The sequence below is a fragment of the Brevibacterium oceani genome (genome assembly GCF_017948325.1).
GTDB classification, from domain to species: Bacteria; Actinomycetota; Actinomycetes; order Actinomycetales; family Brevibacteriaceae; genus Brevibacterium; species Brevibacterium oceani.
This window is the reverse complement of the sequence record NZ_CP072846.1, coordinates 332,389-346,048: the sequence shown is the minus strand read 5'-3', so window position 1 is coordinate 346,048 and position 13,660 is coordinate 332,389. Positions and strand designations below refer to the sequence as shown.

Sequence of the window (13,660 nt, the reverse complement as noted above, 5' to 3'; positions counted from 1 at the left end):
TCTAACGTGCGGATGCCCACAAGGTCGTACCGTCATATGTACGCCAGTCTCCATTCCGCCGGCGAGCATAGCATCTCGAGCGGCTCGGTCGGCGACCTGGGCGAGCACGGGAGGGCGCCCCCACGTGCTCGCTGAAGTCCTTTCAAACCGTTGCTTCTGACCCACGTGCACAGGATGCGCGCGTATATTCGACGCATGTCTGAGCTGCTTGATACCGGCCCCTTCTTCCACGGCACCCGCGCAGCGCTCGAACCCGGGCAGCTGCTCACCGCGGGGTATGTCTCGAACTACCGGCCCGAGGTGTCAAGCCCCGGGTTTGATGGAGAGTTTTCTACTTGGAAATCGTCAGCTTGTGCACGAGCTAGGCAGCCCGTGGCAGCGCGTTGAAATAGTCTGCTCGGAACGCAGCGGGAGTCGCACCACCGAGTGCTCCGTGAGGCCGGTACGTGTTGAACCAGTGCACCCACTCCGCCGTGGAGATCTCGACATCATCAATACCTTTCCACGGACCCTTGTTCCGGATCAGCTCGGCCTTATAGAGTGAATTTAAGGCTTCGGCAAGGGCGTTATCGTACGAGTCGCCTTTCGACCCGACAGAGGCGACGGCGTCTTGTTCGGCCAGGGCCTCGCCATAGCGAATCGCCCGATACTGGACCCCGCGATCTGAGTGGTGCACCAGCCCGGATAGGTCGCCACCTGCACGTTTCCGCTGATAGATCCCCATCTGCAGAGCATCAAGAGCCAACTCGGTATGCAGCGATCTCGAGACTTGCCAGCCGACGATCTCGCGGTTGAACACGTCGGTGACGAACGCGACGTAGACCCACCCGGTGAACGTGTGCACATAAGTTATGTCGGCAACCCACAGCCGGTCAGGGGCGAAAGCCGCGAAGTGGCGATCGACGAGATCGGCTGGACAGTTCTCCCGCGGTGCTGACCGTGTGGTGTTCGGTGCTTTGGCCCTCTTGATCCCGTGTAATCCGAGGTCTTTCATCAGGCGTTCGATCGTGCATCGGGCTACATGCCCGCGCCCTAACGGGTCGGGTTCGCGGTTGAGGACGATGTGCATCTTCCGGGCTCCGAACGCATCGTAGTTGTTCGTATGCACCCTGCTGATCTCCTCTTTCAGGATCTCGTCACGTTTCTGCCTATTCGAGGCTGGCCGCTGTTTGCGGGCATAGTAGGTACTCGGAGCGATCTTCACGCCGGCAGCACGCAGCGTGGAACAGATCGGCTCGACTCCGAATTCGTCCTTATGCTCGTCGATGAAGGCGACGATTACTTCGAGGGGCGGTCGAGCTCCGCCGCGAAGAAAGCCGACGCCGACTTCAGGATCTGGTTAGCCCGGCGCAGTTCCCGGTTCTCTTTCTCGAGGTCCTTGATCCGCTGGGCATCAGCGGTGGTGGTGCCGGGCCGGTCGCCGGCATCGACCTGGTCCTGGTTGACCCACGACCGCAGCGTTTCGGGGTTGACACCGAGCTGGTCGCCGATACGGCGGAAGATGCCGCGGCGGGCACCCGGGTCAGCTTCGAGTGCGTCGAGGACCATGCGGACTGCTCTCTCACGAAGCTCGAGCGGGTATTTCTTTTGGGGCATGACAGGGAAGTCCTTTCCGTGGCTTCACTGTCTCCATTATTCCCGGGGCGAATCAAGGTGACAATGAACCACATCTACTTCACCTCGATCGTCGACGGTGCCGGGCTCGCCGCCGAGATCGCCGCGCTCGGACCCGACGACGACAGCCCACGGGGAGAACCGCACGTCTACGAGGTCGAACCACTCGGCGAGTTCGTCGATGACCCGAACGTCACCGACAAGAAGTTCCCGGGCAACCCCACCCGCTCGTACCGGAGCACCGAACCGCTGCGCATCATCCACGAGGTCGAGGACTGGAAGCGGCTGAGTCCGCAAGACCTGCAGATGTGGCGGGAACGGCTCGCCGCGATCCGCGAGGACGACGACAAGCAGATCCTCAACTAATCCTGCTGGGCTCCGAACACCGGATGGTCGCTGGCGATCGAGATGCGGTTGAACGCGTTGATGAGGACGACCGACCACTCGATCGCCGAGATCTGCTCTGTGCTCAGGTGCTGAGCGGCATCGGCGGCGATCTGGTCGCGATCGGCGGTCTTGTCGAGCACGGTCAGCGACTCGGCGAGAGTCAGTGCCGCGAACTCCTGATTGCTGAAGATCTCGGCCTCGTGCCAGCTGGGCAGCACATCAAGCTTGAGCTGAGAGACCCCGGCCTTCCGCGCTGCCGGAGCGTGGATGCTCAGGCACGTGCGGCAGCCGTTGATCTGCGAGACCCGCGTGTTCACGAGCTCGATGAGCCCGTCGTCGAGTCCTGCGGCACGCGAGGCCTTCCGGGATGCCGCGGCCGCCTGGGCCATGGCCCTATAGTTCTCGGGATGGATCTTGTCGATGAAGGGGCGACTCGCGTTGCTCATCGGCCCGCTCACGCCTGCCGCTTGACGATGTCGATGTCGGCGCCGGTGGCATTGCGGAACTTGCCGCCCTGTGCGGTGTAGTCATCGCCGGTCTCCTGCAGCTTCTTGACGAACAGCGGGCACACCGGCACCACCGTGACTCCGCGTTCACGGGAGTCATCGAGCGCCTCGGCGACGAGGAACTTCGACAGTCCCCGACCGCCGAACTCCTCGTCGACGACCGTATGGAAGAAGATGCGCTCGGTTTCGGCCTCAGGACCGGGCAGGTAGTACGCATGCCCGGCGACCGTACCGTCGGCGACGGTGATCTCATAGGACTGGGTGTCCTCGTTGAGTGCCACGGTCACCTCGGCGCCGGTCTTGTCCTCGAATGTCTTCGCCATGGCAAGAACTCCTTCGTCGTAATCTGCGGGAGTCGGCAAACTGATGCCGACCTGTCGGTACTGGGTGGAGCGGAATTCGGCGCGGTTCTATTCCGCGGGTCCGTACTGTTCCTCCGGTCCGATCTATTCCGCGGGCCCACCTTGGACCTGAGGCGGAGGATTTCTCCGCGGTCTGATCGTGACGTCGGGCAGCCTCGGCGCGGGAAGCCTTCCCATGTCATCGGCATTGCGACCGGGTCCGCCCTTGCCGACGTAGCCGTCGACGACGCCGAAGCGGTCGCCTTCGGCCTGCCATTCCTCGCGGAATCGGGCGATCTCCTCATGGGTGCGGCCGACGAAGTTCCACCACATGACGATCTCTTCGGGGAAAGGTTCCCCGCCGAGGAGGATGAGTCGGGCGGGTTCGTCGCTGCGATTGGCGATGCGCAGCTCCTCAACGCCGGTGCCCGTGTAGCCGACCGCCGCGACGGGCAGGTCGACGTTCTCCAGCGCGATGTCGCCGGAGTCGACGAGAAGGCCATGCTCGAATCCCGGGTTCACGGGCAGGTCGATGCTCGCACCGGGGTCGAGTCGGATCTCGGCGCCGAGCAGCGGCGAGTGAGTCTGCACCGGAGATTCCGTTCCCCAGAGTTTTCCGAGGAAGACGAGCATCTCCCCACCGTCGAAGGACACGGGCGTGGGTTCGAAGTGCTCGAACTCGCGTTCGGGCTGGTGACGGGTGGCATCGGGCAGCGCCAGCCAGAGCTGGACGCCGTGGAGGGTCGTGGTCTCCTCGGTCGAGACCTCTGAGTGGCAGATGCCGGCCCCGGCGGTCATGAGATTGACCTCGCCGGGCAGGACGAGGCCGGCGTTACCGCCGGAGTCGATGTGCTGGATGGCGCCGTCGAACAACCAGCTCACGGTCTGCAGCCCGGTGTGCGGGTGCGGGGCGACGTCCATGCCGCCGGTGACCGAGACGTCGGCGGGCCCGTAGTGGTCGACGAAGCACCAGGGGCCGATGAGGGAGCGCTGCCGTTGGGGCAGGGTGCGGCGCACGGTCATCGCCCGCGGGCCGCCGAGCGGCACGTCTCGGGAGGTGATGATCTCGACCGGGGAGCGTCCCTGCTGGTCACATGCCGGACCAGGCAGTCCCCCGGCCTTGCAGACGACTTGATCGGGGCGAGTCTCGACGTTGCTCATGGCCACATCGTAGTCCTCTTCGCAGTGGGTGGGGAGTCGGACCGTCTCCGATCAGGAACTGGCTCCCGCCTGAGGAACTGGCTCCCCTACTCGACAGGGCGGACCTTCGACACGAGTTCGAAGATCTCGTCGGCCTCGGCATCGGTGAGCCCGGCGAAACCGGCAAGGATGATCTCCGCATTCGTCGCGGCCGCCTCGTCGCAGAGCCGCAGTCCCTCCTCGGTCAGCGCCACGAACACGCCGCGATGGTCCTCCGGGTCGGGCTCCTGCCTCACGAGACCTCGCTCCTCGAGCTTGCCGAGCAGCCGACTGAGCGCGCTGCGGCCGATCACCAGGCTGCGCAGCAGGTCACGGTGGCGCACCGGCGACTCAGGTCGGGCATTGATGAGCACGTCGAACTCGTTGACGGTCAGTCCGTGCCGGGTCCGGAACTCCTGTTCGAACCTCGTCATGAAGTCCCGATACTTCTCCATCATCAGACGCCAGGCAGCGATCTTGATCGGACCGTTCTGCCTGATCATGCTGCTCACCGGAGTCGTCGTGTCCATCGGTCCGCCCTCGCTAGTCGATGTGGCATGCCACACTCTTGTTGCATAGTCAACAAAACAGTAGTTCAATGGTATACCCGGCCCCGTTTCAGGGGCTCGTCGACCACCCCTCGACGTCGATATCCGGTACATCCCCAACGTGCCCCCGGCTGCAGAGGTCGGACAGAGTCGCCCCACGACTCCGATCTCACTCCGGGGGTATCGTATTGCCGGCTCGGCTCCCCTGCCGTCATTTCGACCTCGCCGAGGTGGCTCGCCCGGTCCGCGCCCAGCTCAGTCCCGCGGGATCCGCTTCCGCCACGGCCACCACACGCCGCGTCCGATGTCGTGGACGAGCGCCGGGACGATGAGCGAGCGCACGAGGATCGCATCGAGCAGCACACCGAAGGTGACGATGAAGGCGAGCTGGACGAGGAACATGATCGGAATGACTCCGAGGGCGGCGAAGGTCGCCGCGAGCACCACACCCGCCGAGGTGATCACCCCACCCGTGGCCACGAGCCCCTTGAGCACGCCGGCCCGTGTGCCGACCTTGAGTGATTCCTCGCGCACTCTGGACATGAGGAAGATGTTGTAGTCGATGCCGAGTGCGACGAGGAAGACGAAGGCGTAGAGCGGCACCGACGGATCCGCCCCGGGGAAGCCGATGATGTGGTTGAACACCAGGGCCGAGACTCCCACGGCGGTGCCGAAGGACAGCACGGTCAGGGCCACGAGCAGCAGCGGTGCGAACAGGGATCGCAGCAGCAGGATGAGGATGACCGTGATGACGAGCAGGATGATCGGGATCGCCAGGGCACGGTCCGCCTCGGCGGTGGTGTTCGTGTCGAGGTCGACCGCGGTCTCCCCGCCCACCAGCGCATCGGGGTCGATGCCGTGGACGGCGTCGCGGATGTCCGTCACCGTCGTCTCGGCGGCCAGGGAGTCCGCGGCGTCGGAGAGAGTGACCTCGAGCAGGACCTGACCGTCGACCTCAGTGGGCTCGATCGTCACCGAGTCGCCGGGTGCGCCTCCGCTGCCCGCCGCGCCTCCGCTGTCGGAACCGCCCTGTGGGGGCTGGAGCTTCCCGTCCTCGTCGATGCCGATAGTTCCGCTCGGGGAATCCTCGGCCGCCACGGTCATGGATCCGACACCGCCGAGGTGGCCGACCGCCTCGGCGGCTGTGCTCAGTTCGTCCGCGTCGATGACGACCTGGGTCGGGGTCCCGGACCCGCCGGGGTAGTGCTCGGCCAGGACGTCCTGACCGTCGCGGGCCTCCGAGTCGCCGAGGACGAATTCGCTCTGCGCCACCCCGGAGGCCTTGAACTGCGGGACGGCGAGGAGCGGCAGGACCAAGAGGACGACGAGACCGACCCAGATGAGCCGCGGACGGGCGGCGATCACCTCGGCGATGCGGGCCCACAGGCCCTTCTTCTCCGGCCTCGCCGAGGCGGCCGCCACCTGGGGTCGGAACGGCCAGAACACGGCGCGACCGATGATGATGAGCGCGGCCGGCAGGAAGGTCAGCGCGGCGAGCATGGCCACGGCGATGCCGATGGCCGCGACCGGCCCGAGCGCACGCGTCGAGGCGAGGTCGGTGAGCAGGAGGACGAGGAGGCCGGCGATGACGGTGCCTCCGGAGGCGGCGATCGGTTCGGCCACGCCCTTGAGCGCGGCGAGCCCGGCACGCACGCGATCCGGCTCGGTTGTCAGGGCGTCGCGGAAGCGGGCGACGACGAGGAGGGAGTAGTCCGTGGTGGCGCCGACGACGAGGATGAAGAGGATGCCCTGGACTTGGCCGTTGATGAGGAGGATCCCGGCGTCGGCGAGGTGCCAGATAACGAAGATCGACGCAGACAGCGCGGCCACGGAGGTGAAGAGGACGATGACCGGCAGCAGCGGTGAGCGGTAGACGATGACGAGGATGACGAAGACCGCGATGAGGGCGACGAGAAGGAGGATCCCGTCGATGCCGGCGAAGGCCTCGGAGAGGTCGGCCGCGAATCCTGCCGGGCCGGTGACGTAGACATCGGCGACCGTGGCCGGGGTCGGAACATTGCCGGACTCGTCCGGGGTGGCATCGGCGGCGTTGGCGGTCGGGAAGGCGCTGCTGATGATGTCTCTGATCTTCTCGACGTCGTCGCCCGTGGTGTCCGAGGAGACGGGGAGGATGATCTGGAGGGCGTCGCCGTCTTCGGCGGGGATGACCGGTGAGGCGTCGGCGGCGAGCAGACCGTCGTCGTCGAGCTGTTTGGCCACGTCGTCGAGGGCGGCTGTGTCGTCTTCGGTGACGCCGTCGGTGTTATCGAGGACGACGATGGCGGGGACGTAGTCATCGTCGCTGAAGCGGTCGATGATCTCCTGGGCGCGGGTGGATTCGGCGGATTCGGGGAGGAACGAGGAACGGTCGTTCGTGGCCACCTCGGAGATCTTGCCGAAGTAGGGGCCACCGACTCCGGCGATGCCGACCCAGGCGACGAGCAGGATCGCGAAGAGGGTGATGAGGTTGCGGCGGGCAGGGACGGGGGCGCGGTGGGTGGGGGCACTTGCCGAGGGGCCTGCAGTTCGATCGTTGTCGGGGCGAGGGGGCTGGGGTGTACGGGTCAGCAGGAAGTGCGGCATGAGTCCAGCCTACGCGGCGGATCGCGGCGTGGGAGAGGAAAACCGGGCGACGCTCCTGCAGACACCACCTCGACTCGTTCCGGCTGCCGCTGACCTGGGCGAACACGTAGGGTTACGAGCATGAGCTCCTTCGTTCTTCCTGCCTTCGTGGCCGTCCTCGTCGGCTGCGGCATCGCCGTGCTCGCGTTCGTGCCGTTCGTCGCGATCAGCTATCGTCGCCGAGGCGGACTGACGTTCTGGCGCACGTTGATATGGCTGGCCGCCGCGATCTACGCGATGGCGCTGTGGACGTACACGCTGTTGCCGGTCCCACCGGCCGATGAGGTCACCTGCGCGGCCGTGCAGCTGGTCCCGTTCCAGTTCGTCAGCGACATCCTCAGTTTCGACACCGGCAGCGTCCGCGCCCTGATGACCAACCCTGCGGTTCTGCAGGCGGCTCTCAACGTCATCCTCTTCGTCCCGCTCGGCTGGTTCGTCAGGCAGCTCGCCGGACGCGGCATCGTCGTGGCGACGATCACGGGACTGGCCGCCTCGGCGCTCATCGAGGTCACCCAGATCACCGGGATCTGGGGCATCTACTCCTGCGCCTACCGGGTCTTCGACGTCGACGACCTCATGATGAACACGTTCGGTGCATTCCTCGGCTCCTTGGCGAGCCTGCTCCTCCTTCGCAGGCAGGAGGGCCTGCAGGCACCCGATGCTCCCCGCCCGCTCACGCTGACCCGTCGGCTGACCGGCATCCTCTGCGACCTGCTCATCTGGGGGCTGTTCGGCTGGACGGTCGCCCTCGCCGTCGGAGTCATCGCGGCTGTCCTCGGCGACGGGACGATCACCGAACCGGGGCAGATCGTCACATTCATCGGCTTCGCTCTGCCCTTCGCCGCACAGCTTTTCTCCGTCCTCAGCCGGGGAGTCACCCTCGGCGAACGGCTCGTCCTCATCGCGGCCGTGCAGGTGCGGGGCCCGGTTGCGGTCGGTCGGGTCCTGCGGTTCCTCTTCGGCATCGGCGGTTACATGCTGCTGTCGCAATGGACGTTCCCGCTGTCCGGACTGCTCCTCTTCTTCCTCGTCGTGGTCTCGGCCGTCATGGTGTTCACCACCCGCCGCCACCGCGGACTGGCATGCGTGGTGTCGGGGACCGAGATCGACGACGTCAGAGCGACGGCCGCAACGGCACCGTGAGGCCGACCTTCGCGGCGTCCATGACGACCTGGGTGCTGAAGCGGCGGATGTTGTCGTTGCCGAAGAAGAGCTGCCGGGTCAGCTCCGTGTATTCGGCCATGTCCTTGACCAGGAGGATGAGCACGAAGTCCCACTCCCCCGCCACGTAGTAGCACTGCTGGACCTCCTGACCTTCGACCAACGAGGCACGGACCGCATCGAGCTTGTCCAGCTGTTCGCTCTCGACGGCGAGCTGGGCGATGACCCGCACCGGGCGACCGAGGAGTTCCGGGGCCAAGGTCAGAGTGCTGCCGAGGATGATGCCCGCCTCGGTCAGCCGTTTGAGACGCCGGTTGACCGCCGCAGTCGACAGCCCGACGCGCGCACCCAGAGCCGATTGGGGCAGACGCGCATCGGCCTGCAGGGCTTCGAGCAGTCTCAGGTCGATGTCGTCGAGAGAGGTGTCCACCCCCTCAGTCTCAGCGTTCCGCACACGCGGCGCAATATCTTTGCGTGAGACCCGGCTGAAACCGACCACTTTGTCAGTTCCAGTTGAACGACTTCACGCCTCTGCAGGATTCTGAGGACATGACAGCAGAACACATCGACCTCGCCACCCAGTGGCGCAGGCACCTCCACCAGATTCCGGGCACCGAATTCGACGTCGCCGAGGCCGCCGACTTCGTCGCCCGCACCAGCACCGACCTCGGCTGGGAGGTCACCACCGGTGTCGGTGGCAGCGGTGTCGTCGCCTCCCTCACCCGCGGCACGAGTCCGCGGACGATCGCCCTGCGCGCGGACATGGACGGGCTGCCCATCGAGGAACGCACCGGCGTGCCTTACGCGTCGAAGAACGTCGGCGCCATGCACGCCTGCGGGCACGACGGGCACATGGCGATGGTACTCGGAGCCGCCTCGGCGCTGGCGAAGGACATCGCCTTCGGCGGAACCGTCCGTCTGTTCTTCCAACCGGCGGAGGAGCCGGGCACCGGCGCCGAGGCGATGATCGCCGACGGACTGTTCGACCGGTTCCCCACCGACGAGGTCTACGGACTGCACAACATTCCGGGCCTGCCGGCCGGCGAGATCCATACCCGCCCCGGACCGCTCATGGCCGCCGAGGACAACTTCGAGATCCGCATCTCCGGCCGCGGCGGGCATGCCTCGGCCCCGTAGCACGTCATCGACCCCATGGTGATCGGCGCCGAGGTGGTCCTGTCCCTGCAGACGATCGTCGCCCGCAGCGTCGATCCGCTCGACGCGGTCGTCGTCTCCTGCACAGAGCTGACCACCGACGGCGCCCGCAACGCCATCCCCGATCAGGTGGTCATCCGCGGGGACGCGCGGACATTCACCGACACCGACAGTGCGCTGGTCGAGACCCGTATCCGGGAGATCGCCGAGGGTGCCGCTCTGGCCCATCGCGCCTCAAGCGAGGTCATCCACACCCGCGTCTTCCGCCCGACGATCAACGACGTCGACTGTGTCGGCCATGCCGCCGCGGCAGCCGAGTCAGCACTCGGAGCCGACAAGGTCGACGCCGCCTGTCGACCGATCACCGCCAGCGAGGACTTCGCCGCCTATGCCCGCGCGGTACCGGCCTGCTTCGCCTTCCTCGGCGCCGGCGAGATCACCGAAGGCGGCGCGGCCGATGGTGGCGGCGCGGCCGGAAGTGGCACTGTCGGCGGCGGTATGGCCCCGCTGCACAGCCGCGACTTCGACTTCAACGACGCGATCCTCGGCGCGGGGATCGACTTCTACACCGCACTCGTCACCGCCCGCTTACCCGAAGGGAACCGCTCATGACCACCACCACCGCTGCCTGGACCGCCAATGACCGTGACCGCTCCTGGTCGAGTCCCGACCAGGACGATGCGGCCCTGGACTTCCACCGCAGCCTGGCCGGGTACGAGCCCACCGCGCTCACCCCGCTGCCGGAGCTCGCCCGCGAACTCGGGGTCGCCGCGGTCTTCGCCAAGGACGAGTCGACGCGGCTGGGCATGCCCGCGTTCAAGGCCCTCGGTGCCTCGTGGGCGGTTCACCGTGCCCTTGAGTCGGCGCAGGCAGGCACCGACGCCGAGGTGGTCACCGCCACCGATGGCAACCACGGCCGCGCCGTGGCCCGGTTCGCGCGGGAGGCGGGACGTCCGGCTCGCATCTTCGTGCCGGCCGGCGGCATCCATCCGAGTGCCGTCGCCGCGATCCGCGGTGAAGGTGCGGAGGTCGTCGAGCTCGAGGCCAACTACGACCAGACCGTCACAGCGGCCGCCGACTACGCGGCCGCCAATGGCGGGGTGCTCGTCCAGGACACCGCGTGGGAGGGCTACGAAGAGGTTCCCGGATGGATCGTCGACGGCTACTCGACGCTGTTCCGTGAGATCGACGCGCAGCTGAGAGAGGCCGGCCGCCACGCGCCCGATCTGGTGTGCGTGCCGACCGGGGTCGGCTCCCTGCTGCAGGCCGGGCTGGCGCACTACCGGCGGGCGAGCGCCGGCGGCGACACAGCAGTCGTCTCGGTCGAAACCGAGGCGGCGGCGTGCATGGGGCCGAGCCTCGAAGCAGGCCACCCCGTGACGGTGGAGACCGGACAGACGATCATGTCCGGACTCAACTGCGGAACCCCCTCCTCGCTGGCGTGGCCCTTGATTCGCAACGGCCTCGACGCCGCGGTGACGGTCAGCGACGCCGCCGCCATCGATGCCGCCCACCGGCTCGCCGATCTCGGGGTGGCCGCGGGACCCTGCGGAGCCGCCTCGTTGGCGGGGGCCCGGGAAGCACTCACCGGCGCGGACGCGGAAACCCATCGTCGGCACCTGAGGGTGGACGCCGACAGCGTCGTCGTCCTCACCATCACGGAGGGGTCCGAAGCCAACCCGGTGCCCGACGCCTGAGGCTCGAAGCCTGAAGCCTGTCGCCTGAGTCGCGCCGGCACCGGGGAGGCTTCGCCGCGATCAGCTCGTCACTGGTCCTCGTCGTCTCGCTCGGAGACCGAGGGCCACGTCGATGATGAGGAACACCACGAGGCTGATCCCCACCATCGGCAGGAACACACCGATGCCGAACGCGGCGAGGACGACCGCCCCGAGCCCCCACCACGGCGCGCCTCGCAATGCTCCTCGGGGTGGGAGGACCCCGAAGCGCCTCGACGGATCGTGCTTCGGACGGCGCTGCCACCACATGAGATAGCCCCAGACCACCATCGAGGCGATGCCGATGGCGAGGACGAAGAGCACGATCTGGTTGGCCAGTCCGAACAGGGAGCCCATGTGCAGGTCGATGCCCCAGCGGGCGAGCTTCGCCGCGATGCCGTAGTCGGCGAAGTCGACCCGATCGGTGACCTCCATCGTTCTCGGGTCGAAGGCGACGGCGTCGACCTTCGTGGGGAAGCTGCGCTGGATCTCCTGGACCACCCACGCCGAGTTCGCGTCCGCAGGCGGCAGAATCTCGACCTGACCGGTGTCGATGTTGACCCCGTGCGCCATGGACAGCATCATGTCGAAATCGGCCGGATCGACCTCGGACGTTGCCGACGCAGTGCCGGATCCCGTGCCGTCCGTGTGGCCCTCATGGCCTTCGTGGCCGGAATGGCCTTCGTGGCTATCGTGCCCGGATTGGTCACCGGCACTGCCGGCATCAGCCGAACCCGTAGCCGACTCCCCCGCGAGCTCCGTCGAGACCGCCGGCGTCTCCCAGCTCAGTGCCGCACGCAGCTGCGTGACGTTCGCACCGCCGAGCTGGGACCAGGTGATCCCGGTGGCGGAGAGGAACAGCATTCCGATTGCCGCCCAAATGCCGACCGAGGCGTGCCAGGAGAAGGTGCGTCGCAGGCCCGTATGCTTTCGGTTCGGGCGCAGCATCTGTCCTGGTCGGCGCGTTCGTCGTGCCCGTTGGATCCAGAGCACGAGACCCGCGGCCGCGACGATTCCCAACCATGAGGCGGCCAGTTCGCTGTAGAGACGTCCGACATCGCCGAGGTGGAGGCTGCGGTGCAGCTGGTCGATCCACGTCCGCAGCGGCAGGGCACCCGAAGTTCCGTACACGGTGAGGTCACCGACTACCTCGGCGGTGGATGGGTCGACGAAGATCGCTCGGGATTCGCTCTCCCCCAGGCTGGGGTCGGCGTACATCACCCGGGTGGTGTCTCCGGGTTCGGGGGCCGGGCGCACCGCCGAGGGCTCGGCACCGCCGCCGAACGTCGCGTTCGCGGACTCGATCTGCGCGGCCAGCGGAAGCGGGTGATCGGTCGGGGGAACGCTCAGCTGGTCGGCGTAGACGATCTTTTCGAGTTGCGGACTGATCGCGTAGGCCGCCCCGCTGAGCGCTGCGATGAGGATGAACGGGCCGATGAGGATGCCCGCGTAGAAGTGGAGGCGGCGCAGGAGCGGGCCGAACCACGGGGAGGGGCGCCGGTCCGATTGTCGTTCGTTCCGGCCGCCGGTCGAGACTTGGCCCGAGTTTTCGGGCATGGTGTCAGAGGGTGTTGTCATGATCATGCTTTCTGTCGGATCTGCGCTGAGGCAGACCCAGGCGACCAGGGCAGACCTGATCGACCGGGTGCGGTCAGCAGAGATCGCATCGGCTCACGGGAGCCGATGTACGGATGTGATGGGTGTCAGAAAGCAGGCTGTGGTGGGCCCCGCCGCAGTACCGGGGACCGGAGCACGCCGAGGCTGCGCGGCACCACCGGTTCGACGCTGACCTGCGTGCGTGGTCCGGATATCGGTGTCCGCAGGAGGATGAGTCGCGGGATGATCGCCCCGATGATGAGGCGGGCGAACTCGCCGAGCATGACCGGCAGCCGCTCGGCCCAGTAGATCATCGCGATCGTCACGATCCCGGCGATGCAGTGGGACACAAGCATGGCGGGTGAGGCGTGGGAATGCATCGCGTGCTCGGTGGCCATGGTTGTGTCCATGGTCGGCATTGACGCGTGCGCGGCGTGAGCTCCCTGCATCGAGTGAGCTCCGGACATCGCCCGACCAGCAGCGAGATGGGCCGAGTGGCCGCCGAGGAGGCCGCTCAGCCAGCTGCCGGCCCCGGTCGCACCGGTCTGGGTGAACAGGGAGAAGAGCAGGTGGAACAGGGCTTGGCTGACCCCGACCGAGACCGCCAGTCGTGGCAGTGAGAGTCGCCGTCCGGCGAGGAGGACGCAGATGAGACTCGACAGCGCCAGCGGCACTATGATGCCCATCGCAGTCGGGAGGGCTCCCCCGCCGAGCAGGTGCGAGGTCAGTGCGACGAAGGTCGCCGCTGCCGCGGCCAGGATGCCGCGCAGTGTGCGCCGGTGCCTGGCTCTCATCTCCACGCAATCATTCTCACACAGTGCGCTGGGAGGATGTGC

General features: G+C 67.0%; 14 protein-coding genes, 1 pseudogene and 1 other annotated feature. Of the genes and pseudogenes, 6 read left to right on the top strand and 9 right to left on the bottom strand.

Annotated features, from left to right (window positions below):
* Positions 1–195: 195 nt before the first annotated feature.
* Positions 196–303 (top strand): annotated as a pseudogene (locus J9314_RS19090) (NAD(+)--rifampin ADP-ribosyltransferase); the annotation flags it as partial.
* Between the two features lie 58 nt (positions 304–361).
* Here the strand turns inward: J9314_RS19090 and J9314_RS01580 are convergent.
* A protein-coding gene (locus J9314_RS01580) for an IS3 family transposase (RefSeq protein ID WP_425514167.1) occupies positions 362–1,596 on the bottom strand; the annotation gives its coding sequence in 2 pieces (ribosomal slippage) (positions 362–1,317 and positions 1,317–1,596; 1,236 coding nt in all).
* Positions 1,190–1,318, bottom strand: a sequence feature (AL1L pseudoknot). Its footprint overlaps the gene before it by 129 nt.
* Positions 1,597–1,659: 63 nt before the next feature.
* Here J9314_RS01580 and J9314_RS01570 point away from each other — a divergent pair.
* Complete coding sequence (locus J9314_RS01570; RefSeq protein ID WP_210604169.1) at positions 1,660–1,980, top strand: NAD(+)--rifampin ADP-ribosyltransferase; 321 nt, start codon at positions 1,660–1,662, stop codon at positions 1,978–1,980.
* On the opposite strand, the gene J9314_RS01565 is transcribed toward J9314_RS01570, so the two are convergent.
* From J9314_RS01565 to J9314_RS01545, 5 genes are all read right to left on the bottom strand, one after another.
* Complete coding sequence (locus J9314_RS01565; protein ID WP_210604168.1) at positions 1,977–2,447, bottom strand: carboxymuconolactone decarboxylase family protein; 471 nt, start codon at positions 2,445–2,447, stop codon at positions 1,977–1,979. The genes J9314_RS01570 and J9314_RS01565 overlap by 4 nt on opposite strands.
* 8 nt (positions 2,448–2,455) lie before the next feature.
* Positions 2,456–2,830 (bottom strand): GNAT family N-acetyltransferase, encoded by a 375-nt coding sequence (locus tag J9314_RS01560; protein ID WP_210604167.1) that lies wholly within the window; start codon positions 2,828–2,830, stop codon positions 2,456–2,458.
* 123 nt (positions 2,831–2,953) lie between these two features.
* Positions 2,954–4,009, bottom strand: a complete 1,056-nt coding sequence (locus J9314_RS01555; protein WP_210604166.1) for a pirin family protein — start codon at positions 4,007–4,009, stop codon at positions 2,954–2,956.
* Positions 4,010–4,095: 86 nt separating this feature from the next.
* Positions 4,096–4,557 (bottom strand): MarR family winged helix-turn-helix transcriptional regulator, encoded by a 462-nt coding sequence (locus tag J9314_RS01550; RefSeq protein WP_210604165.1) that lies wholly within the window; start codon positions 4,555–4,557, stop codon positions 4,096–4,098.
* A 273-nt stretch (positions 4,558–4,830) separates the two neighbouring features.
* Entirely contained in the window at positions 4,831–7,158 is a 2,328-nt protein-coding gene (locus J9314_RS01545; RefSeq protein WP_210604164.1) for an MMPL family transporter, read from the bottom strand.
* A gap of 120 nt (positions 7,159–7,278) precedes the next feature.
* On the opposite strand from J9314_RS01545, the gene J9314_RS01540 reads away from it, so the two are divergent.
* On the top strand, positions 7,279–8,340 hold the full coding sequence (locus J9314_RS01540) for a VanZ family protein (RefSeq protein WP_210604163.1): 1,062 nt from the start codon (positions 7,279–7,281) through the stop codon (positions 8,338–8,340).
* Here J9314_RS01540 and J9314_RS01535 read toward each other — a convergent pair.
* Positions 8,312–8,788: an Lrp/AsnC family transcriptional regulator gene (locus J9314_RS01535; protein WP_210604162.1), complete on the bottom strand. Its 477-nt coding sequence runs from the start codon at positions 8,786–8,788 to the stop codon at positions 8,312–8,314. The two genes, J9314_RS01540 and J9314_RS01535, sit on opposite strands and share 29 nt — an antisense overlap.
* Positions 8,789–8,907: 119 nt before the next feature.
* On the opposite strand from J9314_RS01535, the gene J9314_RS01530 reads away from it, so the two are divergent.
* Genes J9314_RS01530 through J9314_RS01520 form a run of 3 tightly spaced genes read left to right on the top strand, consistent with a single transcriptional unit; the run spans position 8,908 to position 11,210 of the window.
* Positions 8,908–9,495 (top strand): amidohydrolase, encoded by a 588-nt coding sequence (locus J9314_RS01530; protein WP_210604161.1) that lies wholly within the window; start codon positions 8,908–8,910, stop codon positions 9,493–9,495.
* A gap of 15 nt (positions 9,496–9,510) precedes the next feature.
* Positions 9,511–10,125 carry a M20/M25/M40 family metallo-hydrolase gene (locus J9314_RS01525; RefSeq protein ID WP_210604160.1) on the top strand — a complete coding sequence of 205 codons (615 nt, stop codon included), beginning with the start codon at positions 9,511–9,513 and terminating at the stop codon, positions 10,123–10,125.
* Positions 10,122–11,210, top strand: a complete 1,089-nt coding sequence (locus tag J9314_RS01520; protein ID WP_210604159.1) for a pyridoxal-phosphate dependent enzyme — start codon at positions 10,122–10,124, stop codon at positions 11,208–11,210. Before J9314_RS01525 ends, J9314_RS01520 begins: the two co-directional genes overlap by 4 nt.
* A gap of 60 nt (positions 11,211–11,270) precedes the next feature.
* Here J9314_RS01520 and J9314_RS01515 read toward each other — a convergent pair whose 3' ends face one another.
* A complete protein-coding gene (locus tag J9314_RS01515; RefSeq protein WP_210604158.1) occupies positions 11,271–12,806 on the bottom strand; it encodes a PepSY-associated TM helix domain-containing protein in 1,536 nt (511 codons plus the stop codon).
* A 125-nt stretch (positions 12,807–12,931) separates the two neighbouring features.
* Positions 12,932–13,618, bottom strand: a complete 687-nt coding sequence (locus J9314_RS01510; RefSeq protein WP_210605477.1) for a hypothetical protein — start codon at positions 13,616–13,618, stop codon at positions 12,932–12,934.
* Between the last annotated feature and the right edge of the window lie 42 nt (positions 13,619–13,660).